The sequence below is a fragment of the Serratia sp. CY52157 genome (assembly GCF_052168495.1).
In the GTDB taxonomy this organism is placed as follows: Bacteria; Pseudomonadota; Gammaproteobacteria; order Enterobacterales; family Enterobacteriaceae; genus Serratia; species Serratia ureilytica.
The window spans coordinates 1-26,011 of sequence record NZ_JBJNMO010000007.1; the positions used below are offsets into that span (position 1 = coordinate 1).

The 26,011-nt window shown below is 60.2% G+C and carries 22 protein-coding genes and 1 rRNA gene; 6 read left to right on the top strand and 17 right to left on the bottom strand.

Annotation, left to right across the window (positions count from 1 at the left end):
• Positions 1 to 107: ribosomal RNA gene (gene rrf, locus ACJ8IP_RS19940) — 5S ribosomal RNA — on the top strand; the annotation flags it as partial.
• Between the two features lie 439 nt (positions 108 to 546).
• Complete coding sequence (locus tag ACJ8IP_RS19945) at positions 547 to 1,857, top strand: MFS family transporter (protein WP_033644171.1); 1,311 nt, start codon at positions 547 to 549, stop codon at positions 1,855 to 1,857.
• Between the two features lie 36 nt (positions 1,858 to 1,893).
• Here ACJ8IP_RS19945 and pssA read toward each other — a convergent pair whose 3' ends face one another.
• The 4 genes from pssA to trxC form a co-directional block, all read right to left on the bottom strand.
• Positions 1,894 to 3,249, bottom strand: coding sequence for a CDP-diacylglycerol--serine O-phosphatidyltransferase (pssA, locus tag ACJ8IP_RS19950; RefSeq protein WP_072627087.1), 1,356 nt, complete (start codon positions 3,247 to 3,249; stop codon positions 1,894 to 1,896).
• A 152-nt stretch (positions 3,250 to 3,401) separates the two neighbouring features.
• The gene (locus ACJ8IP_RS19955; protein ID WP_033644169.1) at positions 3,402 to 6,050 is read right to left on the bottom strand and encodes a bifunctional acetate--CoA ligase family protein/GNAT family N-acetyltransferase; all 2,649 of its coding nucleotides are present in this window, start codon (positions 6,048 to 6,050) and stop codon (positions 3,402 to 3,404) included.
• A 48-nt stretch (positions 6,051 to 6,098) separates the two neighbouring features.
• Positions 6,099 to 6,788 carry a tRNA-uridine aminocarboxypropyltransferase gene (locus ACJ8IP_RS19960; protein ID WP_047573925.1) on the bottom strand — a complete coding sequence of 230 codons (690 nt, stop codon included), beginning with the start codon at positions 6,786 to 6,788 and terminating at the stop codon, positions 6,099 to 6,101.
• A 114-nt stretch (positions 6,789 to 6,902) separates the two neighbouring features.
• Positions 6,903 to 7,322 carry a thioredoxin TrxC gene (gene trxC / locus ACJ8IP_RS19965; RefSeq protein ID WP_004928868.1) on the bottom strand — a complete coding sequence of 140 codons (420 nt, stop codon included), beginning with the start codon at positions 7,320 to 7,322 and terminating at the stop codon, positions 6,903 to 6,905.
• A 207-nt stretch (positions 7,323 to 7,529) separates the two neighbouring features.
• Between trxC and ACJ8IP_RS19970 the strand changes: the two genes are divergently transcribed.
• Positions 7,530 to 8,618 (top strand): tRNA/rRNA methyltransferase, encoded by a 1,089-nt coding sequence (locus ACJ8IP_RS19970; protein ID WP_033644167.1) that lies wholly within the window; start codon positions 7,530 to 7,532, stop codon positions 8,616 to 8,618.
• A gap of 60 nt (positions 8,619 to 8,678) precedes the next feature.
• On the opposite strand, the gene emrB is transcribed toward ACJ8IP_RS19970, so the two are convergent.
• The 7 genes from emrB to ACJ8IP_RS20005 all read right to left on the bottom strand — a co-directional run bounded on the left by emrB (position 8,679) and on the right by ACJ8IP_RS20005 (position 15,996).
• The gene (gene emrB / locus ACJ8IP_RS19975; RefSeq protein ID WP_047025547.1) at positions 8,679 to 10,217 is read right to left on the bottom strand and encodes a multidrug efflux MFS transporter permease subunit EmrB; all 1,539 of its coding nucleotides are present in this window, start codon (positions 10,215 to 10,217) and stop codon (positions 8,679 to 8,681) included.
• A 17-nt stretch (positions 10,218 to 10,234) separates the two neighbouring features.
• Entirely contained in the window at positions 10,235 to 11,407 is a 1,173-nt protein-coding gene (gene emrA / locus ACJ8IP_RS19980) for a multidrug efflux MFS transporter periplasmic adaptor subunit EmrA (RefSeq protein ID WP_108681821.1), read from the bottom strand.
• Between the two features lie 23 nt (positions 11,408 to 11,430).
• Positions 11,431 to 12,882, bottom strand: coding sequence for an efflux transporter outer membrane subunit (locus ACJ8IP_RS19985; protein WP_033644165.1), 1,452 nt, complete (start codon positions 12,880 to 12,882; stop codon positions 11,431 to 11,433).
• 28 nt (positions 12,883 to 12,910) lie between these two features.
• On the bottom strand, positions 12,911 to 13,429 hold the full coding sequence (gene mprA / locus ACJ8IP_RS19990) for a transcriptional repressor MprA (RefSeq protein WP_004928879.1): 519 nt from the start codon (positions 13,427 to 13,429) through the stop codon (positions 12,911 to 12,913).
• Positions 13,430 to 13,591: 162 nt separating this feature from the next.
• Positions 13,592 to 13,939, bottom strand: coding sequence for an L-valine transporter subunit YgaH (gene ygaH, locus ACJ8IP_RS19995; protein WP_033644164.1), 348 nt, complete (start codon positions 13,937 to 13,939; stop codon positions 13,592 to 13,594).
• Positions 13,929 to 14,675: an AzlC family ABC transporter permease gene (locus ACJ8IP_RS20000; protein ID WP_033644163.1), complete on the bottom strand. Its 747-nt coding sequence runs from the start codon at positions 14,673 to 14,675 to the stop codon at positions 13,929 to 13,931. Before ACJ8IP_RS20000 ends, ygaH begins: the two co-directional genes overlap by 11 nt.
• 121 nt (positions 14,676 to 14,796) lie before the next feature.
• Positions 14,797 to 15,996 (bottom strand): MFS transporter, encoded by a 1,200-nt coding sequence (locus ACJ8IP_RS20005; protein WP_042785251.1) that lies wholly within the window; start codon positions 15,994 to 15,996, stop codon positions 14,797 to 14,799.
• 105 nt (positions 15,997 to 16,101) lie between these two features.
• Here ACJ8IP_RS20005 and ACJ8IP_RS20010 point away from each other — a divergent pair, with 105 nt between their 5' ends.
• Positions 16,102 to 16,980: a LysR family transcriptional regulator gene (locus ACJ8IP_RS20010; protein WP_019455589.1), complete on the top strand. Its 879-nt coding sequence runs from the start codon at positions 16,102 to 16,104 to the stop codon at positions 16,978 to 16,980.
• Between the two features lie 27 nt (positions 16,981 to 17,007).
• On the opposite strand, the gene proX is transcribed toward ACJ8IP_RS20010, so the two are convergent.
• The 3 genes from proX to proV form a co-directional block, all read right to left on the bottom strand.
• Positions 17,008 to 18,009 (bottom strand): glycine betaine/L-proline ABC transporter substrate-binding protein ProX, encoded by a 1,002-nt coding sequence (gene proX, locus ACJ8IP_RS20015; RefSeq protein WP_123061928.1) that lies wholly within the window; start codon positions 18,007 to 18,009, stop codon positions 17,008 to 17,010.
• A gap of 69 nt (positions 18,010 to 18,078) precedes the next feature.
• Entirely contained in the window at positions 18,079 to 19,185 is a 1,107-nt protein-coding gene (gene proW / locus ACJ8IP_RS20020) for a glycine betaine/L-proline ABC transporter permease ProW (RefSeq protein ID WP_206358227.1), read from the bottom strand.
• Positions 19,178 to 20,380: a glycine betaine/L-proline ABC transporter ATP-binding protein ProV gene (gene proV / locus ACJ8IP_RS20025; protein WP_042785248.1), complete on the bottom strand. Its 1,203-nt coding sequence runs from the start codon at positions 20,378 to 20,380 to the stop codon at positions 19,178 to 19,180. The genes proW and proV overlap by 8 nt, the downstream gene beginning before the upstream one ends.
• Before the next feature lie 126 nt (positions 20,381 to 20,506).
• Between proV and ACJ8IP_RS20030 the strand changes: the two genes are divergently transcribed.
• Positions 20,507 to 20,770, top strand: coding sequence for a hypothetical protein (locus tag ACJ8IP_RS20030; RefSeq protein ID WP_127897172.1), 264 nt, complete (start codon positions 20,507 to 20,509; stop codon positions 20,768 to 20,770).
• Positions 20,771 to 20,786: 16 nt separating this feature from the next.
• Here ACJ8IP_RS20030 and ACJ8IP_RS20035 read toward each other — a convergent pair whose 3' ends face one another.
• Positions 20,787 to 21,473, bottom strand: a complete 687-nt coding sequence (locus ACJ8IP_RS20035) for a response regulator (protein WP_033644157.1) — start codon at positions 21,471 to 21,473, stop codon at positions 20,787 to 20,789.
• Positions 21,474 to 21,506: 33 nt separating this feature from the next.
• Positions 21,507 to 23,099, bottom strand: coding sequence for an ATP-binding protein (locus ACJ8IP_RS20040; RefSeq protein WP_042785247.1), 1,593 nt, complete (start codon positions 23,097 to 23,099; stop codon positions 21,507 to 21,509).
• A gap of 326 nt (positions 23,100 to 23,425) precedes the next feature.
• Here ACJ8IP_RS20040 and ACJ8IP_RS20045 point away from each other — a divergent pair, with 326 nt between their 5' ends.
• Positions 23,426 to 24,781 carry a 2-hydroxycarboxylate transporter family protein gene (locus tag ACJ8IP_RS20045; protein WP_033644155.1) on the top strand — a complete coding sequence of 452 codons (1,356 nt, stop codon included), beginning with the start codon at positions 23,426 to 23,428 and terminating at the stop codon, positions 24,779 to 24,781.
• A 97-nt stretch (positions 24,782 to 24,878) separates the two neighbouring features.
• On the opposite strand, the gene ACJ8IP_RS20050 is transcribed toward ACJ8IP_RS20045, so the two are convergent.
• Entirely contained in the window at positions 24,879 to 25,850 is a 972-nt protein-coding gene (locus ACJ8IP_RS20050; protein WP_072627093.1) for a patatin-like phospholipase family protein, read from the bottom strand.
• Between the last annotated feature and the right edge of the window lie 161 nt (positions 25,851 to 26,011).

Here is a 26,011-nt window from a genome sequence, read left to right on the forward strand (position 1 = left end):
AATAGCGCGGTGGTCCCACCTGACCCCATGCCGAACTCAGAAGTGAAACGCCGTAGCGCCGATGGTAGTGTGGGGTCTCCCCATGCGAGAGTAGGACACTGCCAGGCATCAAATAAAGCAAAAAGCCTCATGCGAAAGCATGGGGCTTTTTGTTTTGTCTGTTATCTGGCGTTCTGCTCGAGCATGGGCATGCGAAAGGCCCGTCGGGAACGGGCCTTAACGCCGCTTGCGGCGGCCCCGGAGGGGAGAGTCTCAGGATGAGACGAATTGTGTAGGACACTGCCAGGCATCAAATAAAGCCGAAAGCCCTGAACTGACGTTCAGGGCTTTTTGCTTTGCGTAAAATGGAAAATCCCCGTTGTAATCCGCTTCAGCTTTCATCGTACTGTTTAATATTCATCACAAAACCAACGCATTGTTTCTCTGAATGTCAGATATTCTTCGTCCGCTATTAAGTTTGGCTGTTAACTTGTAAGTAACAATAAAGTAACAACCAGGGCGACAGGAAGCCAAATTTCATCATTGTTATGGCTCGGAGAATACATCATGACAGAAACAACCTCGGCTCTTGGGGATGAGCACGGCGTCGAACAGGGGGCGCTGGATAACAAGAAACGCATTTTCGCTATCGTCGGGGCTTCATCAGGCAATCTGGTGGAGTGGTTTGATTTTTACGTTTACTCCTTCTGTTCCATTTACTTTGCCGCCTCGTTCTTCCCGGCGGGCAACAGCACCACGCAGCTGCTGCAAACCGCCGGGGTATTCGCCGCCGGCTTCTTTATGCGGCCGATTGGCGGTTGGCTATTCGGTTATATTGCCGACAAGCATGGTCGAAAAAATTCCATGCTGCTTTCGGTCTGTATGATGTGCGCCGGATCGCTGGTGATCGCCTGCCTGCCGACGTATGAATCGATCGGCAGCTGGGCGCCGGCGTTGCTGCTGATCGCCCGCCTGTTCCAGGGGCTGTCGGTAGGGGGAGAATACGGCACCAGCGCGACCTATATGAGCGAGGTGGCGATCAAGGGGCGACGCGGCTTTTACGCCTCGTTCCAGTACGTGACGCTGATCGGCGGGCAACTGTTGGCGCTGCTGGTCCTGGTGATCCTGCAGCAGATATTGCCCGCCGAAGAGCTGAAAGCCTGGGGATGGCGCATTCCGTTTGCCCTGGGTGCCGTGTTGGCGGTAGTTGCGCTGTACCTGCGCCGTTCGCTGAATGAAACCTCCGATGCGAAGACGCGTAACCACAAAGATGCCGGTTCGCTGACGGGGCTGTGGAAAAATCGCAAGGCGTTCCTGATGGTGCTGGGCTTTACCGCCGCCGGTTCGCTGACCTTCTACACCTTCACCACCTACATGCAGAAATATCTGGTGAATACCGCCGGTATGGACGCCAAGCTGGCCAGCGCCATCATGACCGTCGCGCTGTTCGTCTTTATGCTGCTGCAGCCTGCGGTAGGCGCGTTTTCGGACAAAATCGGCCGTCGCAGCTCGATGTTGATCTTCTCGGCCTTTGCCACGGTGTTGACGGTGCCGATCCTGTTCGCTCTGAAAGAGGTGAGTAATCCTTATATGGCGTTTGGCCTGATCGTGCTGGCGCTGTTCATCATCAGTTTTTACACCGCGATCAGCGGGCTGCTTAAAGCCGAAATGTTCCCGCCGGAGGTACGTGCTTTAGGGGTGGGCTTGTCTTATGCGGTGGCGAACGCCATGTTCGGCGGCTCGGCGGAATATGTGGCGCTGTCGCTTAAATCGTTTGGCGTGGAGAACGCCTTCTTCTGGTATGTCTCCGGCATGTGCCTGCTGGCGCTGCTGGTCTCGCTCCGGTTGCATCGCAAAGGCAAGGAGATACAGCTGTAATAAAAACCCCGGCCTTGGCCGGGGTCAGCATACCGCTTACAGGATACGGCTGATCAGCCGATCGATGCGGATACGGCGCAGACGCCGAATCAGCTTACGCACCTTGATCGGATACTGCTGAATGCTTTGCAGTTCCTGATAATGGCCGACTACAGTGGTATGAGTACGGATGCATTCCAGCTCTTTCTGCCGTTGCTCGCGCAGCTCTTGCTTGGGATCGTGGATCAGAATGGCGTTTTCCAGATCCAGCCGCCAGGCGCGCGGGTTGAGGTTATTGCCGGTAATCAGCTGCCACTCTTCGTCTACCCACATGCCTTTCAGGTGATAGCTGTTATCGCCATCCTTCCACAAACGCACGATCAGTTGGCCGGTGTCGATGTAACGCTGCAACCGGCTCAGGAAGCGGCGCAGGTTGATCTCATACAGGTAGGGCAGCGCGCCGATGATTTTGAACGGCTGGTCTTCCGGAATATAGAAATCGTTGGCGGTTTTATCGCCGACGATGATTTCCACCTGCTTGCCCTGTCGCAGCAGATAAATGATGTTGCGCACCAGCAGCGCCGGCAGGTTGAAATAGGGGGTGCACAGCGTCAGTTTCTGGTCGGTGCATGACATCAGGTGATGAATGGTTTTATTCAGCACGCTTTGTTTGCCTAGCCCAACCATCGGCGTCACCGCCAGCTCATCGTTGCCGGCTTTGCCGCGGAAGTGGTAACCGGCGCGGCGTAGGGCGAAACGGAACAGACGGGTTTCGTTTTTGATCTCCGGGCTTTTCGGCCGATCGCTGCGATCCAGGCGTTGTACGGCGCCGGCGGTGAGCAGATGCTGCTTGATGTAATCGATCAGAGTATCGGCCAGCACGCCGTTGGTGATCAACTGGTAGCGATCGTAACGGTATTTCTCATGCTGATGCAGATAGACGTCGTTGATGCTGGCGCCGCTGTAGATCACGGTATCGTCGACCACAAAACCTTTCAGATGCAATACGCCCAGTGCTTCGCGAGTATTGACCGGCACGCCGTAGATTGGCACCGATTGCTCCGGATGCTGGCTGGCCATGGCGCAGTACCAGTCGGCGTTGGTATTGGCGGCGGCGGCGCCGATGCGCCCGCGCTGTGCGCGGTGCCAGTCGACAAGCACGCAGATTTCCAGCTCGGGCCGCCGCTTCTTGGCTTGATACAGCGCGTTGAGGATCTCACGCCCGGCGTCGTCATGCTCCAGATACAGAGCCACCAGATAGATACGTTGGGTGGCGTTGGCGATGGAATCCAGCAGCGTGGCGCGAAAGTCGGACGGCGCGTACAGAGTACGAACATCAGCAACCGTCTGGGGGAGTTTGGGCAGTTGTGCAAGGTGTTGTTGATGTTTGCTACGTTTAAATTTTGACAACATCACAGTGCGCTTCTTCTCTCATGATTGATGGCCGGAACGCCACAGACTTAAAAACAATAAACCGAATAATCGGGCGATAATACCATTAGTTGCCTCGATTGTGCGTATGTTTTGGCGTTAAGTGGTGGATTCGTAGCGCATTGCGACGCAGGTCACTGCGCGTCGTCGGCCTGCAGCGGCAGCGTCAGATTGACGATGCCGTCCTCAAGCTGCACCTCGATGCCAAAGCCCAACCGCTGCGCCAGCGCGATCATGCCGCGGTTATTCGGCATGGTGATGCCGCTCAGGCGGGTCAGGCCATGCGCGCGCGCATAGGCGATCATTTTCTCCAGCAGCTGGCGGCCGAGCCCCACGCCTTTCAGGTCGGAACGCACCAGCACGGCGAACTCGGCATCGGTGTTGTCCGGATCGGACAGCGCGCGGGTCACGCCGATAATCTCGTCTGCCCGCACCGCCACAAAGGCCATTTCCCGATCGTAGTCGATCTGCGTCATGTTGGCCAAATCGTCATGGGTAAACTCGTTGATCTCGCTGAAGTAGCGGTAATAGAGATCTTCCTTGGTCACCCGGTCGATGAAATGCTTCAGCGCCGGCTCGTCTTCCGGCAGGATAGGGCGGAACAGGCATTGGCTGCCGTCTTTCAGCGCGATGGTTTCTTCCAGCTCATGCGGATAAGGCCGAATCGCCAGCCGCGCCTGCGGATCGCCGCTGAACGGTGCGAGCTGCATCGAAACGTCCAGCAGGGTGAACTCGCTGCCGGAAGCCAGCACCGGGTGAATATCCAGCCGGGCGATCTCAGGGCAGTCGAGGATCAGGTTGGAGACCTGCACCAGCAAACGGCTCAGCCCGGGGATATCTAAAGGCCGCAGTGCGCTGCGCCCGCGGATCTTGCCGCCTTTCACCGCCTGCAGCACCAGATAACGCGCCAGCGCCATATTCAACGGCGGCAGCGCGACCGCGACCTGATTTTCCTGGCGCCACTCTACGCCGCCTTCACCCAGCATGATCAACGGGCCGAAAATGGCATCCTGCTCCACGGCGATGCGCAGCTCCTGGGCGCCGGCGCGGTTGGCCATGCTCTGCACCAACAGGCCGTGGATGCGCGCCTGAGGATAGGTACGCTTCACGCGGTCGAGGATCGCCTCCGCCGCGCGTTGCACTTCGGTCGCGGTGCGCAGGTAAAGCATCACGCCCTGAACTTCCGATTTGTGCGGGATATCCGGCGAGCGCAGCTTCAGCGCCACCGGGTAGCCGATCTGCTCGGCGATGTGCACCGCTTCGGCGCTGTCTTCGGCGATCCAGGTCGGCAGGGTGCTCAGATCGTAGGCCTGCAGAATAGATTGCACCTCGTGGGTATCCAACTGGGTGGCGCCTTCGGCCAGCGCCTGATGAATCAGGCGGTGGGCATCGGCGGTATTGGCGGTCAGGCCGACCGGCAGCGCGGGCGTCTCCTTCAGTTGCTTCTGGTTGCGGCGGTATTCCACCATATGCATAAAGGCGGTGACCGCGCCTTCCGGCGTGCGGTAAGTCGGAATGGCGGCTTCGGTAAACAGCCGGCGCGCCTCTTGCGAAGAGTATTCGCCGCACCAGTTGGTCAGCAGCGTGATGCGCTTGCCGCGCGCATGGCGATGCAGCGCGTCGATCAGCCGCTGCGCCGTGGCGGTGCCGGGCGCAGCCGCGCTCGGCGCGTGGATCAGCAGCAGCGCGTCATAGTCGTGGCTGTCGAGCAGCGCTTCGAGAGCCGCCAGATAACGCTGCGGCGTGGCGTCGTCGCGCAGGTCGAGCGGGTTGCCGGCGCGAATGAAGTCCGGCAGCGCGTCGCTCAGCGTCGCCAGGCTCTCCTCGCTCAGCGTCGCCAGCTTGCCGTTGCGGCCGAGCAGTTCGTCCAAGGCCATCGCCGCCGGCGCCGCCCCGTTGCTGACGATCATCAGCCGTTCGCCGCGCAGCGGATGCATATGGCTGAGGGTTTCCACCGCCGAGAACAGCTCATGGGTATCCTGGACGCGCAGCAGGCCGGCGCGCTGGATGGCGGCGTCATAGGCGGCGTCCAGCCCCAGTTGGCTGTTGAGCAGTAATTGCGCCTGTTGGCTACGGCCGCTTTTGATCACCAGAATGGGCTTGTTGCGCGAGGCGCTGCGCGAGGCGGAGAGAAAGCGCCGCGCATCGCTGATGTTTTCCAGATACAGCAGGATGGCGCTGGTCTTGCTGTCGCGCGCCAAAAAGTCGAGCAGGTCGTCGACGTCGATATCCAGGCTGTCGCCCAGCGCGATGAAATAGGAGAAACCGACTTCGCGCTGCTGTGCCCAGTCGAGAATGGTGTTGGCCACGGCGGCGGACTGCGAGATAAACGCCAGCTTGCCCTTTTGGATCGGCACCGGCGAGAAGCTGGCGTTGATGCCTTGCCACGGCGCCAGCAGCCCCAGACTGTTGGGGCCCAGCAGCCGCATGGCGTAACGCTGCGCGCAGGCTTTGAGCTCGGCGAACTGTTCCGGCGGCGAAGAGAGCACGATGGCGGTTTTGCAGCCGCGTTGGCCCAGCGCTTCAATCAGCGCCAGATTACGGCTGGCGTGGGTGCAGATGATCGCCAGATCCGGCGTCAGCGGCAGGCTGGCGACGTCGGGATAGGCCATGACGCCGCATACCGCCTTGTAGCGCGGCGTCACCGGCAAGATGGGCCCGCCGAAACCGCCGGCCAGCAGGTTGCTCATCATCAGGTTGCCGGCGCGGCCCGGCTGCTGCGAAGCGCCCAGCACGGCGATCGATTTGGGACGTAGTAGCGCTTCTAACCCTCGCTGGCTCATGCACGGCTCCTTTTGGCAACGTTACGCCTGATTTTAGGCGCTTTATGGCTACATTGCTGTGACCGGTGCCTCCGGTCGGGTCGGTTTTCCCGCCAGATACTGTTGACGGAAATAGCGGAAATGCTGATTCAATCCGTCGGCGGCCGGCATATCGCCCGCCTGTTGCAGCAGGGCGGCGGCCACTTCCGCCGTGCAGTGTTGCTCGGCGCGGCTGGCTTCGCGCAGCTGGTAGGCCGATGCGGCGTCGACGTTGAGTGAAAACACCGGGAATTGATTGAGGTACGGGCTTTTACGGAACATTTTGCGCGCTTCCGCCCAGGTGCCGTCCAGCATGATGAACAGCGGCGGTTTGCCGCCGACGGGCAGTTCGCTGAACACCGGCCGCTCGGCGTCGGCGTAGGACGCGGGGAACACCACGTAAGGCTGCCGTGTCGGATCGTTGATGGCCGCCAACAGGGCGGGATCGACCTCGGTACGCGACCAGAGGAACGCCTGGGTGTCCGGCAGGATATCGGCGATCAGGCGCCCGGTGTTGCTGGGCTTGAGCGGCTCGGCGCCGAACATGATCAGGCAGAAACGGCTGCCGGCCTGCTGCGGGCGAATGGTGTCGCACAGGCAGTTTTTATGCGGCAGCAGGCAACCCTGACAACGCGCCACTCGGCAACCGCGCGCCAGAAAGGGGCGGGTGGCGCGGTCTAAACGGAATTGGCGCAGGCGAAGTACGGCGTTGTCGGTCATAACGATCCTGGGGAAAAACCGCTATTGTAACGCAGAAAAAAGCCCGCCGGGAGGGGCGGGCTCGATCGGGGCGCGTTCGCGCGCGATGGCGGGATACGGCCTATACTTGCCGAATCACACTAACTCGTTGAGCCAGTTGTCAAACGGCGCCTTCGGCATCGCGCCGTTGAGCATGTCGACCATCTTGCCCTGACGGAACACCATGATGGTCGGGATGCTGCGGATGCGGAAACGGGCGCTCAGTTCCGGCTCGGCTTCAGTGTTCACTTTCACGAAGCGCACTTTGCCGGCGCGCTCTTCGGCCACGTCTTCAAAGATCGGCGCAAAGCTGCGGCACGGGCCGCACCACGGCGCCCAAAAATCGACCACGACCGGCAGATCGTCCTGCAGCAACTGGTCCAGCGTGGCGGCGGTGGCGTTGATCACTTCACCGTCGAAGAGCTCATGGCCGCAGCGGCCGCATTTCGCGTTGTCCGCCAGACGTTCTTCCGGCACACGGTTGGTGGCATTGCAAGCTGCACAAACTGTATTCATGTTGACCTCGGGTACTGAGAAAGCCGGGTCCCCGCAACGCGGTTGCGGAGATGTTTCTTTAATGCTGACGATTATCGGCAAAACCCGGCGCATGAACAATGAGGTTTGTTCAATGGATGTGATAGTTGGGAGCTTTTAGCGCAAGTTGGTGGCTTCATGCACCAACATCAGGTAATCTTCGCGCCCTGCGCGTTGGTGGAGAAGACAATGAACGATTCATTTAGTGGCAAGAACGGTAAGGTCAAAGTGATGTACGTCCGCAGCGACGACGACAACGGCGACGACCGCAACAAGAATAAACGTCCGGCCGGCAAAGGCCGTCCGGCTGACGGTGCGCGCTCGGGCCGCACCGGTCAAGACAAGGCGCGCGGCGGCAATGACCGTCGCGGAGCCGATTCCCGCCGCAGTGAAAGCGATCGTCCTCGCCGTCCGGCGCGCTCTGAAGATCGCGGCGGCAACGAGTCGCCGTGGAGAACCGTGTCGCGCGCGCCGAGTGAAGAGCCGGCGTTCGATCACGGCGGCATCAGCGGCAAAAGCTTTATCGATCCGGAACAGCTGCGCCGCCAGCGCGCGGAAGAAACCCGCGTTTACGGTGAGAACGCCTGTCAGGCGCTGTTCGCCAGCCGCCCGGAAGCGATCGTGCGCGCCTGGTTCGTGCAGTCGGTCACGCCGCGCTTTCGTGAAGCGCTGCGCTGGATGGCGGCTAACCGCAAAGCCTACCACGTGGTGGATGAGGAAGAGCTGGCCAAGGCTTCCGGCACCGAGCACCACGGCGGCGTCTGCTTCCTGATCAAAAAGCGTCAGGGCCTGGATGCGCAGACCTACCTGAAAACTGCGCCGGCGACCGACTGCGTATTGGCGCTGGAAGAAGTCGGCAACCCGCATAACCTGGGCGCCATCGTCCGTTCGTGCGCCCACTTCGGCGTCAACGGCGTGCTGCTGCAGGATCCGGCGTTGCTGGAATCCGGCGCGGCGGTGCGTACCGCAGAAGGCGGCGCGGAGCACATCAAGGCGATCAACGCCGATGATTTCCTGTCGGTGCTGGATACCTTCCGCAAGGCGGGTTACACCATCGTCACCACCTCCAGCCACAAAGGCACCGCGCTGGCGCAGGCCAAGCTGCCGGCCAAGATGGTGCTGGTGCTGGGCCAGGAGCGCGACGGCCTCAGCGACAGCGCCTGGCAGCAGGGCGATATGAACGTGTCTATCGGCGGCACCGGCAAGGTAGAAAGCCTGAACGTTTCCGTGGCGACCGGCATTCTGCTGGCGGACTGGTGGCGTCAGAATCAGGCGTGATTTTCATTACGTCGAATAAAAAAACGGGCGCCTCAGGGCGCCCGTTTCGTTTATTGAAGCTTAGTGAGCGCCGCCGCCCCCGCCGCCGCCGGAGCTGAATGGCGGTTTCGCTACCCACACCAGCGCCAGCAGCACCAGGAATACCCCGGCCGACAGCCAGAAAATCTCGTTGGCGGAGATGATCAGCCCCTGTGCCGTGATCTCGTTGGCGATATACGCCGACGCCTGCTGCTTGCTCATGCCGAGCTGCTCGAGCTGCCGGTACATCTCCTGCGACTGCGGGTTGTACGGGTTGACGAACTCCGTCAGTTGCGAATGGTGCTGCGATTCGCGCTGCGTCCACAGGGTAGTGGTGATCGAGGTGCCGATCGAGCCCGCCAGGGTTCGCGTAAAGTTCGACAGGCTCGATGCCGCCGCCATGCGTTCCGGCGGCAGGCCGGACAGCGTGATGGTGGTCAACGGCATGAAGAAGCAGGCGATGGCGAAACCTTGAACGAACTGCGGCCAGGCCGAAGCGCCGAAGTCCATGCCCGGTTCAAACGTATAGGCGCGCCAGTAGAAGCACACGGCATACATGATGAAGCTGAAGGTCACCAGCTTGCGCATGTCGAGCCGGTTGCCGAACTTACCGATGATCGGCGACAGCAGCACCGGGATCAGCCCGACCGGCGCCGACGCCAGCCCCGCCCAGGTGGCGGTATAGCCGTACACCTCTTGCAGCAGCTGCGGCAGCAGAACGATGGCGCCGAAATACAGCATGTACGCCAGGCTGATGCACAGACAGCCGATGGTAAAGTTGCGCGACTTGAACAGCGACAAATCCACCACCGGATGATCGTCCGTCAGTTCCCAGACCACCAGGAACAGCAGCGCCACGACCGCCACGACGGTCAGGGTGATGATCTCGGTCGAGTTGAACCAGTCCAGCTCCTTGCCCTGATCGAGCATCACCTGCAGCGAACCGATGCCGACGATCAACAGCACCAGGCCGACGGTGTCGATCGGCTTGATCTCGGTTTTGGTTTCTCGCCCCTTCAGCGTCGCCATCGCCGCCAGGATAACGAAGGCGCCGATCGGGATGTTGATGAAGAAGATCCAACCCCAGTGGTAGTTGTCGCTGATGTAACCGCCGAGAATTGGCCCGAAGATCGGCGCGACGATCACGGTCATCGACCAGAGCGCCAGGGCCATCGCTCGCTTGGCGGGCGGGTAGTTGTTCAGCAACAGGCTCTGAGACAGCGGGATCAGCGGCCCGGCCACCACGCCCTGGATCACGCGGAAGAAGATCAGCATGCCGAGGCTGTTGGAGATGCCGCACAGCCAGGAGGCGAGAACGAACAGCGCGGTGGACCAGAGGAACAGCCGCACTTCGCCGATGCGCTTCGCCAGCCAGCCGGTGATCGGGATCGAGATGGCGTTCGCCACGCCGAACGAGGTGATCACCCAGGTGCCCTGCGAGTTGGAAGACCCGAGGTTACCGGCAATGGTGGGGATCGCCACGTTGGCGATGGTGGAGTCCAGCACCTGCATGAAGGTCGCCATGGCGAGCGCGACCGTCATCCAGGCAAGCTGGGCGCCTTCAAGCGGTTTCTGTGGCAAGATGGCCTCCCGCGCGCTTAGCCGGCGTTCGCATGGATCACGTCGGCGATCAGCTGGTTAACCGGCGCCAGATTCAACGCCAGCGCGTCGCTCTGATACAGCGGTTTGTCGCGCACCACGTCAGACAGCACGCGGCCGTCCAGGTTGGCGGTGTCGACGGTCACCAGCGTCGAAAGACCGATGCGCAGCGGATGATCGGCCACCTGCTTGGCGTCGAGCTCAATACGCACCGGCAGACGTTGCACCACCTTGATCCAGTTGCCGGTGGCGTTCTGGGCCGGCAGCAGCGAAAAGGCGCTGCCGGTGCCCATGTCGATACCGACCACTTTGCCTTGATACACCACGTCGTCGCCGTAGACGTCGCTGACCACCTTCGCCGGCTGGCCGATGCGCATATTGGCGATCTGCGTTTCCTTGAAGTTGGCGTCAACCCAGATGTGATCGGCCGGCACCACCGCCATCAGCGGCGAACCGGCGGCGATCTGCGCGCCGACCTGCACGCTGCGGCGCGAGACATAGCCGGTAATCGGGCTGATCACTTTGGTACGCTGCAGCGCCAGCCAGGCGTCGCGCATCTGCGCGGCGGCTTGCTGGATCGCCGGCTGCTGTTCCAGCGGGGTGTTCAGCACCATCGCCTGGTTGGCGTTGTATTGCTGCACCGCCACTTCCAGCGCGGCTTTGGCGCTGTCGACCGCATCGCGAGCGTGTTGCAGCTCTTCGCGGCCGATGGCGTCAACGCTGCCCAGCACCACGCGACGTTTCAGATCGTTCTCGGCCTTGCTCAGATCGGTCTTGCGCAAGGCGATGTTGGCCTGATACTGCTTGCTGTTGATGATCAGCTGGTGGGTCTGACGCACGCTGTTGGCCAGGCCGGTTTTGGCGCGTTCAAACGCCTGCTCGGCATCGGTCGGATCGAGCGTCAGCAGCACGTCGCCCTGCTTGACGTAGTCGGTGTTGTCGAAGTTGACGCTGTTCACGCTGCCGGACACCTGGGCCATGATCTGCACCTGGTTGCCGGAGACGTAGGCGTCATCGGTTTCCTGGTGATGACGCAGCACCAGGAACCAATACACTAAATAAGCCACCCCTATAACAATGAAAATAACCGTCAGCAACAGCAGCCAAAATTTGCGCTGCTTCTTTTTGCCGCTCGGCTGCTGCGGGTTTTGGGTTTCCGCGCTTGCGCTCATGGTGTTCTCCAAGCCTTATATTATTATGCTTTCGAATCCGCTGCGGCCGGGGCCTGATAGCCACCGCCCAACGCGCGGATCAGTCCTATCTTCGCCTGCAGTAAATTGCTGCTGGCATTCAACTCCGCCTGTTGCTGCTGCAATAGCTGCGTCTGGCTGGTCAACAGATCGTCGCGCCCGATAATCCCTGCCTGGTAACGGGCGTTGGCGACCTGATACACCTGTTGCATCGACTGGGCCGCGGACGCCGCCTGCAGCTGCTGTTGTGCAGAGCTCTGCTGGATGGTGATGGCGTCGGCGGTTTCCTGTACCGCATTCAGGATGGTTTGGTTGTAGGATTCCACCGCTTCGTCATACAGCGCGGATTCCTCACCCAGCTTGCTGCGCAGGGCGCCGGCGTGGAAGATCGGCAGCGAGATCGCCGGCATCACGTTCCAGGCCTGGCTGGCCGCTTCAAACAGATTCGGGCTGGTGCCACTGGTATTGGTGGTCATCAGGCCGGCGAAGGCTGAAATGGTCAGGCTGGGGTAAAACTCTTTACGCGCGGCGCTGACGCGCTGGCTGTAAGACTCCACCAGCTGGCGTTGCGCGGCGATGTCCGGGCGTTTGCCCAGCAGATCCGCCGTCAGTTCGCCCTGCGGCGCCATCAGGTTGTCTGCAGGCAGCGGCACCTGACGCAGGTGCTGCATGGCGTTCGGCCCCTGGCCCGCCAGCGCGGCGAGCTGGTGTCTGAGCTGTTCGATTTGCGACTGCAGCTGCAGAATTTGCTGTTTGGCGACGTCGGACTGCGCCTGGGTTTGTTGCGGCACGTCGACGCCGGTCAGGCCGGCCTGATAGCGCTGTTGGCGCAGCGCGGTCAGGCGCTCGTTGTTGTTCACTTCCTGCTGCAGCAGCTTCTCGAGCGCGAGATTGCTCTGCAGCTGATAGTAGGCGGACGCCACCGAGCTGGTCAGCGTCAGCGCCGCCTGTTCCTGCTCGGCGCGCGCTGCGTTCACTTGCGCCTTGGCGGCGTTCACCTGGTTGCGGTATTTGCCCCACCAGTCGAACTCGTACGCCAGGTTCAACCCCAGCGAGTTGGAGCTTGAATAGATCGGCTTATGCGGATACCCCAGCCCCATATTGACGTTTTGCGGCACGCGCTGACGCTGGGTGCTGGCGTTCAGATCCAGGTTCGGCCCGTTGGCGGCGTTGGCTTCGCCTACCACGCTCTGCGCTTCGCGCACGCGGGCGGCGGCCTGACGCAGGGTCGGCGAACTTTGCAGTGTTTGCGTCATCAAGGCGTCCAGCTGCGGATCCTTGAGGGCGCGCCACCACTGCGGGCTGACGGCCAGCGAACTGACTTTCGGCTGAGCCAACTGCAGGCTCTGCGGATCCATCAGCGTGGATTGCGGGGCAATATTATCGGTAGAAGCACACCCGGCCAGCAGCAACACGGCGAACAGCGGGGTGAATCTCCAGTGAAATGGGGATCGCATAAGTAGGTACCTGAACAGAAATTGTGAATTAGGGTAACTGTTCTGTGATTTCCATTTGATCCAGACGTGCCAGCAATTTGCGCGTCAGCTGTTCCAGCTGTTTTTGCTCATCGTCGGTCAGCGTGGACCACAGGAAATGCAGACATTGGTGCTGCGGCGGCAGCAGTTGACTGAGAAATTCTTCCCCCTGCGGCGTCAGATGCAGATGCAGGCAGCGGCGATCGTTGTCGCTTTCCCGGCGTTCGATCCAGCCGCGCTTCTCCAGCTCGTCGGCGATGCGGGTCGCATTGGTGCGCGAGGAGCCCAGGGCAGAGCTTAGCTCAGAAGGTTGGATGCTGTGGCTTTCCTGCGCATCCAGGGTAATCAGCGCCATAAACAGTGTTTCGTTAATCCCCTGCGCTTTCAGCATCTTATTGCGATTTTCCAGCAGCTTGCCTTGCATGTGCATGCACAGACGGGTCAGCAGGATTTCCTGATAAGGGAAATCTTTCTGCCGCGTGGCGCGGAAATTCAGCATTTGTTCTATGGGGGCAAACGAGCTTTCCATAATTTAGGGCCTCATTAATTTCGTTCGAGATAGTAACGACGGTGACAAATAATGTAAATGTTCAGCCGTGCGGATAATTTAGCAATTCGTGTCATTTGTCAGTGTTTGTAAAGATGTGACGCCTGAAAACGCCAGTGTGAAGCCAAACGGTCGGAGGCGGCGTCAGCCAGGGCCGAAAAACATTAACAATTTTAATGTGACGCCAAAGGCCGTCGCGCCGAGCAGCGTCGACAGAATGATGCTTTTACTGCGGTAGAAACACAGCGCCAGCGCGGCGAACCCCGCTAACGTCGGCAGCAGCTTGTCCGGTTCGCGCATCACCACCGGCGTGCTGGAGACCACCAGCAGGGCGCAGATGGAGGCGATGCCGATGCTGTCGAGCAGCAGGGCGGCTTTGCCGCGTTTGATGCCGGGCTGAGCGCGCGCCGGCGCCAGCCGCAGCGGCAGATAACGGAACAGGTAGTTGGCGCAGCCCACCACCAGGCCGATCACCAACACATCAGTGTTCATGGCTGGCCTCCGCGTGCGGGGGTTGGAACAGGGCGGCGGCGCAGCCGGCGCCGATGCCGGCCAAAATGGCGACCGGAATGGAGAACAGCACCACGCCGAGCAGCGCGCCGGCCAGCGCGGCGGCGATGGTCAGGCTCTGCGGGCGCCGGAAAGCGGCCAGCAGGAAACTGAGAAACAGCGCCGGCAGCATGAAGGCGAGCGAGGCCTCGATCACCGGGAACTGCTCCAGCGGGCCGTTGCCGAACAGCGCGCCGAGCGCGGTGCCGGCTACCCAGGAGAGCCAGGAACAGAGCGCGATGCCCAGCATCCAGTTTTCGCTCCAGCTGCGGTTATTGCGCATCAGCCTGGCGGTGGCGGCGGCGAAGACCTCATCGGTCAGGCCAAAGGCCCACAGCGCCGTTTTGCCGGGCGACAGGCGCGAGACGATGCGGTGACGCAGCGCCGGGCCATACAACAGGTGGCGCACGTCCATCGCCATTACCGTCAGCGCGGAGACCCACAGCGACATGCCGGCGCTCAGCAGGGCGGTGATCACGAACTGGCTGGCGCCGGCGTAGATGATGCAGGAGAAGAAAATGCTTTCCAGCGGGGAAAAGCCCAGTTTGACGGCGCTGAGGCCGAAAGCGAACGCCACCGGGACATACCCGATGACGATCGGCAAACTGTCGACGACGCCGTTGGCGAAGGTGGCGCTGACGGCGGGCGGAGTAAGGCTGTCTGCAGCTTGGCTTTGCATGGTTGTGGGTCGCAGGGTAGATAGGTCGTCAATAGTTTATGCCCAGAACATTACCAGAGAGTAAGTAATGTTTATACCCTGCACCGCTAATAAATTTCTTTAGTGACTATTTGCACGATAATCAGATTGCCGCCGGCCCCTGCGGATCGTGATGCTTGCCGAGCCACCAGGTCAGCAGGTTGAGCAGGCATAACACCCCTCCGACGGCGGCTACGCCGTACCAGCCTGCATGCTGATAGGCGGACGCGGAGAGCAGCGAACCGAGGGCGCCGCCGATAAAGTAGCTGGTCATGTAGCCGGCGGTCAGGCGGTTGCGCGCCTCCGGCATGATGCGATACATCACGCTCTGGTTGGTGACGTGTACCGCCTGCACCGCCAGATCGAGGATCAGGATGCCGGCGATCAGCGCCCACAGCGATTGTTTAGCCAGCGCGATAGGTATCCAGGACAGCAGCAGCAATACCAGGCCGACGGTGGTGGTCAACCCGGCCTTGCCTTTGTCCGCCAGATGCCCGGCGCGCGAAGCGGCCAGCGCTCCGGCGGCGCCCACCAGACCGAACAGTCCGATCACCCCTTCGGAATAGTTGAACGGCGGCGCGGCGAGCAGAAAGGCCATTGAGGTCCAGAGCACGCTGAAGTTGGCGAACGACAGGGCGCCGAGGATGGCGCGGGTGCGCAGCAGCGGCGTGCGGCAGAACAGGCTGAAGATCGAGGCCAGCAGCTGCGGGTAGTTCAGCCCGGAGTGTTGCTTATAGCGCGGCAGCGCGCGCCACAGGATCAGCGCCATCAGGATCATCAGCACGCTGGCGACCCAGTAGATGGTGCGCCAGCCGCCGAACGACGCCAAGGCGCCCGCGACGGTGCGCGCCAGCAGGATGCCGAGCAGCAGGCCGCTCATGATGATGCCGACGGTCTTGCCGCGCTTTTCCGGGTGGGCCAGCGTGGCGGCCAGCGGCACCAGGATCTGCGCCACCACCGAGAACAGCCCGGTGAGCGCGGTGCCGAGGATCATCATCGGCAGCGTGGCGGAAGTGGCGGTGAGCAGCATGCCGCCGGCGGCCAGCAGCGTCATGAACACGATCAGCCCGCGGCGTTCGAACATGTCGCCGAGCGGCACCAGCAGCAGCAGGCCGGTGGCGTAACCGAGCTGCGCGGCGGTGACGATAAAGCCGGCCTGGTTGACCGACAGGTTGAAACCGGTGGCGATGGTTTCCAGCAGCGGTTGCGCGTAATAGTTGCTGGCGACCGCCAGGCCGGTAGCGATGGCGATCAGCACGGTCAGCGCCGGGCTGAGGCCCGGATGGGCGTTTTGTTGGCTCATGGTTTTTTCATCACGGGAAGAAGATAGCGCGCAGTATCCGGCAACGCGCGTCCGGAAACCAATGTATAATTTTCATTTGATTTATCTCATTTCAAGATAGATGCCATGAACCTGAAACAGATCCGCTATGCGCTGGCGGTGGCGGAAGAACAGAGTTTCACCCGGGCGGCGCAGCGCTGCCATACGGTGCAGTCGGCGCTCAGCCACCAGATCGCCAAACTGGAAGAAGAGCTGGGCTGTACGCTGTTTGAACGTACTTCGCGCCGGGTGCGCTTGACCCCCGCCGGCCAGGCTTTCATACCCTCGGCGCAGCGACTGTTGGCGGCGCAGCAGGCGCTGGTGGAGGAGGTGACCGCCGCCGGCGATGCGGTGTCCGGCACCCTGACCATCGGCACGATTTCAACCATAAACGCGATTGATCTGACCGAAAAGCTCGACAAGTTTCATCGCCACTATCCGGCGGTGAACATCCGCCTGTACGTTGGCATGAGCGAAGCCCTGCTGGAGGATGTGCGTCAGCAGAAGTGCGATATGGCGTTCGTCGGCATCTGGCCCGGCGATGTCGATCTGCTGCCGATGTCGCACCGGCAGTTGACCGATGAGCCGCTGGTGGCGCTGGTGGCGCCGCAGCACCCGCTGGCCAACCGCGAGCGGGTTAACCTGCAGGCGCTGGCGGAAGTGCCGCTGGTGGATTTCTACAGCGGCACCGGCGCGCGGCGCCAAACCGATCGCGCCTTCCTGGCGGCGGGCATCCGCCGGCACGTCAGTTTTGAGATCGATCATATCGAATGGCTGGAGAATCTGGTGCGGCGCGGGTTGGCGGCGGGCATCGTACCGATCTCGACCGCGCAACGCTTAAGCGCGCTGGTGTCGATTCCGATTGAAGACGGGCCGCGGCGCCAGGTGTATTGCATCTGGCCGCAGCCCTTGTCGAACGCCGCCGCCCGTTTTTTACAGTTCAGCGGCATCGATCTGGCGGGGTAGGGGCGCGGCAGAGGCGCCCCCGCTCGGTTACGGCTTCGCCGCTGCGGCGGCGGTTTTCACCCAGCCGTCGAAGGTCGCCTGATGCGCCTTGATCCAACCGTTGACGTGGTTTTGGATGTCGGCCTCCGAAGCCTGGCCTTCATGCATGCGCAGGTTTTGCGCGTTGATGTCGGCGATCGGCAGCTTCATGGTGGCGAACAGCTTGGCGGCCGCCGGGTTGGCTTCGGCCCACTGCTTGTTGGCGGCGATGCGCATGGTGTTGACCGGGAAGCCGTAGTTGGCGCCGTTAGGCAGCTTGGTATCGACGTTCTTCTGCTCGCCCGGCAAGGAAGAGAACGGTACCTGCAGCCAGACCACGTCGCGGCCCGGCACCATCACATCGCTGACCCAGTACGGCGTCCAGGTGTAATACAGCACCGGTTTGCCCTCTTTGTAGCGGGTGATGGTGTCGGCGATCATCGCCGCGTAGTTGCCCTGGTTGTGTTCGACGGTATTGCTCAGGCCATAGGCCTTGATGTGGTGGTTGATCACCGCCTCGCAGCCCCAGCCCGGGGTGCAGCCGGTCAGATCGGCCTTGCCGTCGCCGTTGGTGTCGAACAGCTTGGCGATCTTGGGATCCTTGAGCTGTTCGACGTTGGTGATGTGGTACTGCTCGGCGGTTTTCTTGTCGATCAGGTAGCCCTGCGCGGCGCCGTTGACGTAGACGCCTTCGCGGTAGAACTTGGCGTCGCCGCCGGCGGCCTTGTACTGATCGGCGTGCAGCGGATCCCAATTGACCGCGATAAAGGTGGCGTCGCCGGAGGCGATGGAGGTGTAGGCGACGTTGTAATCCACTTCGCGCGGTTCCTTCACGTCGTAACCCAGTTTTTCCAGCGCCTTGCTGACCAGCAGCGTCTGGAACGTCTCTTCGGAAATGGTGCTTTGCACCGGCTGTACCGCTATTCCCTTGCCGGGTAAATCCGCCGCGATGGCGCTCTGTGAGCCAATCAGTGTCGTCAGGGCGAGAGCCCAGATGCCCGTGGTGCGCATAGTGTTTCCCCTCTTTTGATGTCGTGGTGCCCTGGCCCGCCGGGGCCGCAGCCGCCGGCGGGAAAAGCGTCAGGCTTGTTTGATAAATGGACGGGTAAACAGCCCGATGGGGCCGCGACGGTACCAGCGGCCGATGCCCTTGCTGCGGCGATCGCGCCCCAGCGATTGGGTGAGGCGATCGAGAATGATCGCCAGGATCACGATGCCGACCCCGCCGATGGCGGCCAGGCCCATATCCAGCCGGCCGATGCCGCGCAGCACCATCTGGCCCAGACCGCCGACGGCGATCATCGAGGCGATGACGACCATCGACAGCGCCAACATCAGCGTCTGGTTCACGCCGGCCATGATGGTCGGCATCGCCAGCGGCAGCTGCACCTTGAACAGCAGCTGGCGCGGGCTGGCACCGAAGGATTCGGCGGCCTCGATCAGATCCTCCGGCACCTGCTTGATGCCAAGAATGGTCAGACGCACGATCGGCGGCAGCGCGAAGATAATGGTCACCACCACGCCCGGCACGTTGCCGATGCCGAACAGCATGACGATCGGCACCAGATAGACGAAGGCCGGGGTGGTTTGCATGGCGTCGAGCAGCGGCCTAATCACTTTGGCGGCATGCTTGCTGCGCGCCAGCCAGATGCCGAGCGGCAGGCCGATAAGGATGCAGAAGAACAGCGCGGTCAGCACCAGCGCCAGCGTAACCATCGCCTGCGACCAGGCGCCGATGGCGCCGATGGCGACCAGAGAGAGCAGCGTCGCGGCGCCCATGCCGAGGCCCGCGATCTGCCAGGCGACCAGCGAGAACACCAGAATGGCGATCGGCGCCGGCATGCCCAACAGCAATTGCTGGAAGCCGCTCAGGATCACGTCTACCGGCACGCGGATGCCCTGGAACAGCGGGCGGAAGTGCAGCACCAGCCAGTCGATACCTTGCGTGACCCAGGAATCAAACGGCACCCAGGCTTTGTGGAACGGATCAAGCAGGCTGAAGTGCTCAGGCTGCGCCGGGGCGCTGCTGAGCCAATCGGCGCCTTGCCCGGCGGCGTCATGAGCGGCCGGTGGCGGCGCGCTGGACCAGGCGTCGCCGGCGTTGGCGGCGGCATCGTGAGCGTGGGCCGCGCCGGCATCGGCCGGTGCGGTAGCCCAGGGATCTTGGGTTTGCGTGGTATCACTCATTGGCTGAGCCCTCCTTGTCCAACGCCTGCAGCAGCATGGCCTTGGAGATGATGCCGAGATAGTTATGTTCTTCGCCCACCACCGGCACCGCGCACGGCGCCTGGGCGACCAGGGAGATCAGATCGCTGAGCGGCGTGTCGGCCGGCACGGCGGCGGGGGCCTCAAGCAGGGCATCGTCCAGCGTTTGATTGGCGGACAGCGCCTTTTTCAGCGACTCTATCGACACCACGCCGATAAATTTCTTCCCGCGTTCAACAACATAACCATAATCACGGTCCTCATCGCGCAGCAGCTGCAGCGCCGAGCGGGGGCCAAAACCGGGGGTTTTGCGGATCAGCGTCACCGGACGCCGCTGGGCGATATCCTTGGCGCTGAACACATGACTGATGTCCACGCCGCGGAAGAAGGTGCGCACGTAGTCGTTGGCCGGATTATTGAGGATCTCGTCCGGCGTGCCGACCTGGATCACCTCGCCGCCCTGCATGATGGCGATGCGATCGCCAATGCGCATTGCTTCGTCCAAATCGTGGGAAATAAACACGATGGTGCGCTGATGCTGAGCCTGTAATTTCACCAGCTCATCCTGCATTTCGGTGCGAATTAACGGATCGAGCGCCGAGAAGGCTTCGTCCATCAATAATATATCCGGGTTATTGGCCATCGCGCGGGCTAATCCCACGCGCTGACGCATGCCGCCGGATAATTCATCCGGATAAGACAGCGCATAATTCTCCAGCCCGACCTGACGCAGGGCGTCCAGCGCTTTTTCCTGGCGTTCCTGCAGCGGTATTCCGGCTAATTCCATGCCAAAGGCGGTATTATTCAGAACATTCATGTGCGGCATTAGCGCGAATGACTGAAATACCATGCTGATCTTATTTCGCCGCACGGTGCGCAGCGCGGTGTCGGATATTTTGGCGATGTCCTCACCGTCGATCAGCACCTGACCGCGGGTGGGTTCTATCAGACGATTGAGAAGGCGTACCAGGGTGGACTTGCCGGAACCGGAGAGCCCCATGATGACAAATATCTCGCCTTCTTCAATGGCCAGAGTGGCGTCTTTTACGCCGAGCGATAAGCCGGTTTTTTCAAACAGCCGATCTTTTGTCAGACCTTTATCCAGCAGTTTGAATGCGCGTTCCGGGTGCTCGCCAAATATCTTATACAGGTTCTTTACTTCGAGTTTAATTGCCATGCAATTTGCTGTTTCCTCTGGTTTAATTAAAGCGTTATGGGCTGTCCTTAGCAAAATAAAAGAGCTTTTTACCCTAACACAGTGAATATCTGAGACAACCCTCAATGTCATTTAAATGGGATATTAGTGGTTTACATCAAGGTTTTAATTAGTTATGGTAATTTGGCCCGTGACTCAAAATTAACGGCCATTATTCGCCATAATGGTTTGGTTTTTGGGGAAATAATACGGTGTGGCGCAGAGAGATATTTGGGCGCCGCGCCTGCCGTTCGGATAATAAAAAACCCGACCAGAGGCCGGGCAAAAGTCATCAGTATTTCATCAGTTTTAACGACAGGTGCCGATATCGAGGGGGATATCGTCGAGCGTCATGTTATCGCCTTAGTATGACAGCCAGATGGCAGCCTCAGGCCTTGCGATACAGCCTGCGCGGATGGCCGATATTGCCGTACAGCATCTCCACCCGCACGAACTGGGTGGCGACGCAATATTCCAGATAACGGCGAGCGGTGGTTTTGCTGATGCCGACCTGTTCGACCACGTCTTCCACCGCATGCGCCACCGCCGGCTGGGCGATAAACAGCGCCTGCACCAGCTCCAGCGTGTTGGTTTCTATGCCTTTGGCGCTCGGTTCGCTGGAGAACTGCTTCGACTGCAGGTTGTACAGCGCATCGACATTGTCCTGATCGATGATTTTGAAGGTGCGCTGGGTCTGCACGAACTGCATGAAGCGCTCGAGCGAGTTGCGCAGCCGTTTGTAAGACACCGGCTTGATGATGTAGTCGAAGGCGCCGTTGCGGATCGCCTGGCTGCAGGTATGCATGTCGCTGGCGGCGGTGATGAAAATCACTGAACAGGCGGGATTCTTTACCGCCGGTTCTTCCATCAGCTCAATGCCCTGGCCGTCCGGCAGAAAGTTGTCCAGCAGGATCAGTCGCGGCTGATGCTCGTTGGCTTTGGCCCGCGCTTCGGCCAGCGTGGCGGCGTAGGCCACCACCCGCAGGTTGAAATTTTTCTCGATGAACTCTGCGTGCAGCGTCGCCAGTTGCGGCTCATCTTCCACGATCAGAACGTCCAGTGTTTGGTGTGACATAATCGGGTGCTCAAAAAAATCGGGTTATGGGTTTTATTTAGGGATAAATATAGAGAATATCGCGCCGTGCGGCTCGTTGTCCGACACTTCTATGCTGCCGTGCGCCTGCGCCACGTGGCTGGCGACCAGATGCAGGCCGATGCCGTGGTCGCTTTTATCCGCTTTGGTGGTCACGCCCTGTTCAAACAGCGTATCACGAATCTCCTCGGCGATGCCGGTGCCGCGATCCGCCACCTCGATCACCAGCTCGTCGCTGCCGTCGCTGATATAGAGTTCGATCGCGTCGTGCGGAGCCGGGCAGTGCAGCGTCGCCTCCACCGCATTATCCAGCAGGTTGCCGACGATCGACATCAGTTCGGTCTCATTCAGCGCCGCCGGGATCTGCCGCAGCTGGCAGGCCGGATCGAAACGCAGTTCGATGCCTTTCTCTCTGGCGCTGGAGTATTTGCCCAGCAGCAGCCCGCACAGCGCCGCCGAACTGAAGCGCTGCGAGATGAAATCGAGGATCTCCTGCGCGCCCTCCGACTGGGCTTCCACATAGCGGATGGCCTCGTCGTAGCGCTGCATATGCAGCAGTCCGGCCAGCGTGGCGGTCCAGTTCAGCTGCTCGTGGCGCATGATGCGCAGGTTGTCGGCATAGCGTTTCACCTGGCTGAGCTGGCTGCTCAGGGTATTGATATCGTTCTTGTCGCGGAAACTGATCACCCAGCCTTGCAGCTCTTGCTCCTGCATGATGCGCACCCGGCTGGCGATCACCCGCACGTGGTTGAAGCGGCACACCTCGTCATGGGTGTCGTGCTCCAACTGCGCGACGGCGAAAAAGTCCGGCTGGGCCTGGATCACGTCGCCGATCGGCCGGCCCAGCAGGCCGGTGGCGGGCTGATGCAGATCCAACAGCTCACGCGCCGCATGGTTGATGGTGATGATCCGCAGCTGCGGATCGATGGCGATCACGCCCTCATAGATGGCTTCCAGCAGCGCTTTTTGCTGGCGCACCAGCAGCGCGATCTCTTTCGGCTCCAGCCAGAACATTTGGCGTTTGAGGTTTTTCGATAGTAGCCAGGAAAAAACGAACAGGGCGATCAGCAGCAGCACGATGGAACCGATAATTTGCGTTAATGTCCTGGCATTTAAATTATCGATATGCGATTTCAAATAGCCGACGGAAACGATGCCGATGACGTGATTATTTTCATCCAGAATCGGCGCCTTGCTGCGTAATGAAACGCCGATGCCACCCTTGCGAATGGAAATAATGCTTTTTCCTTCCAATACTTCTTTATTATCACCGCCGATCATCGGCGTGCCCAGGCGGCCCTCATATTCGGAATGATAGAGATGACGGGCATGATTATCACCGATGACGATATAGCTGGCGTCGCTGCTGGCGCGGATTTTTTTCATCAACGCAGCGATCCTGGCGGCGTCGTTTTTTTCTACGGCATCCACCAACGAAGGGATAAGGGCGATTTCACGCGCCTGCACCTGGGCGCGGGCGCCGAGATCGCGGTGCAGCTGCGCATCCAGCTGGTAATAGGTGTAGGCGCCGATGCAGCTCAGCAGCAGGCAGGAGAAGGCCACCAGGCACAGAAACAGCTTGATTTGAAATGAGAGTTTAAGGCGCATGGAGGAGCTTCACCGTAAAGAGATCCTGAAGCCTTACCCTATCACGAGATACGGGGTGTGTAATATTGCGCCCGATCAACTTGTGATCCCTCACACGGGATTAGCGTGAACCGGACGAGAATTGTTCGTCTGCGATAAAGTTGATAAGCTTTAAAATAAAAACGGTATTAACGCCATTAAAACCACGCTGATTTTTACATAATCTTAATTAACCCCATAGAAACCATAACCACCATTAAAAACCCTTTTTAATTTTGAACATAATCACAGCAGATAATCCGTGCGCTTCTCTATGATGGCTGAACAAACTAATAAGAGGCCAGATTATGAGCACAACAGATGATTCTTACCTCGTAGCCAAAGACAAGGCCGCTGATATTCCTCTGCGTGAGAAATGGTGGCGGATACTGGACAATTATAAAGTAGGGATTATTCCGTTACCGTTCTTTATTCTGGCCGGCGTATTGATTCTGCTCGACTGCCTGGAAGGCAAGTTGCCGAGCGATATTGTGGTGATGGTGGCCACCCTGGCGTTCTTCGGCTTCGCCTGCGGCGAATTCGGCAAGCGCCTGCCACTGATCGGCAAAATGGGCGCGGCGGCGATCTGCGCGACCTTCATTCCTTCCGCGCTGGTGCACTATGGCCTGCTGCCGGACGTGGTGGTGGAGTCGACCACCAAGTTCTACAAATCGACCAACATTCTTTACCTCTACATCTGCTGCATCATCGTCGGCAGCATCATGAGCATGAACCGCCAGGTGCTGATCCAGGGCTTCCTGCGCATCTTCATCCCCATGCTGTGCGGCGAGATCGTCGGCATGCTGGTGGGGATGGGCGTCGGCATGGCGCTGGGCCTGGAACCGTTCCAGATCTTCTTCTTCCTGATCTTGCCGATCATGGCCGGCGGCGTAGGTGAAGGGGCGATCCCGCTGTCGATGGGCTATGCCGCGATCCTGCACATGGAGCAGGGCGTGGCGCTGGGGCGCATTCTGCCTATCGTGATGCTCGGCAGCCTGACCGCTATCGTCATCGCCGGCCTGCTCAACCAGCTGGGCAAGCGTTATCCGCACCTGACCGGCGAAGGCAGCCTGATGCCGAGCAAGCAGGGTGAAAGCGACATGAGCGCGGTTGAAAAAATCAGCGGCAAGGTGGACGTCAGCACCATCGCCTGCGGCGCGCTGTTGGCCATTCTGCTGTATATGGTGGGCATGCTGCTGCACCGTCTGATCGGCCTGCCGGCGCCGGTGGGCATGCTGTTCGCCGCCGTGGCGGTGAAGTTGGCGCACGGGGTGTCGCCGCGCATTCAGGAAGGCTCGCAGGTGGTGTACAAATTCTTCCGCACCGCCGTGACCTATCCCATCCTGTTCGCCGTCGGGGTAGCCATCACGCCGTGGCAGGAACTGGTGGACGCGTTCACCGTACAGAATCTGATCGTGATCGTCACCACCGTCAGCGCGCTGGTAGCGACCGGTTTCTTCGTCGGCAAGAAAATCGGCATGCACCCTATCGACGTGGCGATCGTCTCCTGCTGCCAGAGCGGGCAGGGCGGGACCGGCGACGTCGCGATCCTCACCGCCGGCAACCGCATGTCGCTGATGCCGTTCGCCCAGATCGCAACCCGTATCGGCGGCGCTATCAACGTTTCGCTGTCGCTGCTGGTGTTGGCCAAGTTCTTCGTATAACTCCTATAAATCCTTAGCGTTACTTTGCCTTTCCCCGCCCCCGCGGGGATTTTTTTTGCCCGCGCGCCGGCCCGACGCGCGGGCGGGGAACTGCCGGTTACGCCGCTTGCTTCATGGCGGCGTCATACCACGCGAAGTAGCGCTCTACGCCGCGACGGCCGGATTCGATCAGCGCGCGTTTCTTCTCCTCGCTGATGCCGAACTCCAGCGTGCCGACGTCGAGCGTGTCGACATACACGGTGCGCTTCCAGTCATCGCTGTCCAGATGCACCTTGGTTTGGATGTCCAGCATCACGTTGGCCACCGCCAGGGTGAAATCAAACAGGTTGTTGACCGGCGTGCGCGGGCCGGCCTGACCGGCGGCCTGAGCGATTTCACTGGCGGAGTCCAGGCGAATGCCCAGCGTACGGGTGTTGATGCGCTGGCTGGTGCTGTCGATGTAAGGCGGCGTGGCGGAGAAGTCATAGTCGAACAGCCGCACCGGGTAGTTGTCGATCATGCCGCCGTCGATGCACAGGTCGCCCAGGGCATTTTTCTTCGCCACGAAGGCGAACGGGAACGACATCGAAATGCGCAGGCCATCCGCCACTTTCATGCGCGGCGTGGTGCGATGCGAATAGACTTCGCGCTGGCCGCTGTTGAGGTTGGCGCCGATAAAGTAAATCGACTTGAACCCTTTCGCCGTTTTCATTGCTTCGAACTGTTCGAAGGTAATATCCGGGTTGCCGGTACATTGCTTGATAATATCGCGCGACCATTGATAAAAATAATCACCGGGCGCAATGCCGTATTGATTGAACAGACGATAGGCGTCCTGGAGCGTACCGAAAAAGCCGCCGTTATAATCGAGGAATTTTTTAAAATCCATCGCCGACAGAATCTTGGTCACGTCGGCCGAGCTGCAGCCCAGCCCGACCAGCAGCGCGGCGATGGCGCCCGCTGAGGCGCCGGAGGTTTGCTTGATCTGCGGCATGATGCCTTTGGCTTCCAGCAATTCCAGTGCGCCGCCATAGGCGATGCCTTTTACGCCGCCGCCTTCAAAGACCAGGTTTTCGAATTGATAGCTCATCATATTTCCTTACTCGTGGTTTAGGGAGTAAGAAAAATAACGAAGCGGCGCACGAGAAAATATGGATTGGGGTTGTGTGGCTCGGCAAACAAAATTATTCATAATGAATATATTATTTATATATTTATCAAAGGCATTTATTAAACAGGCGCATCGGGCTT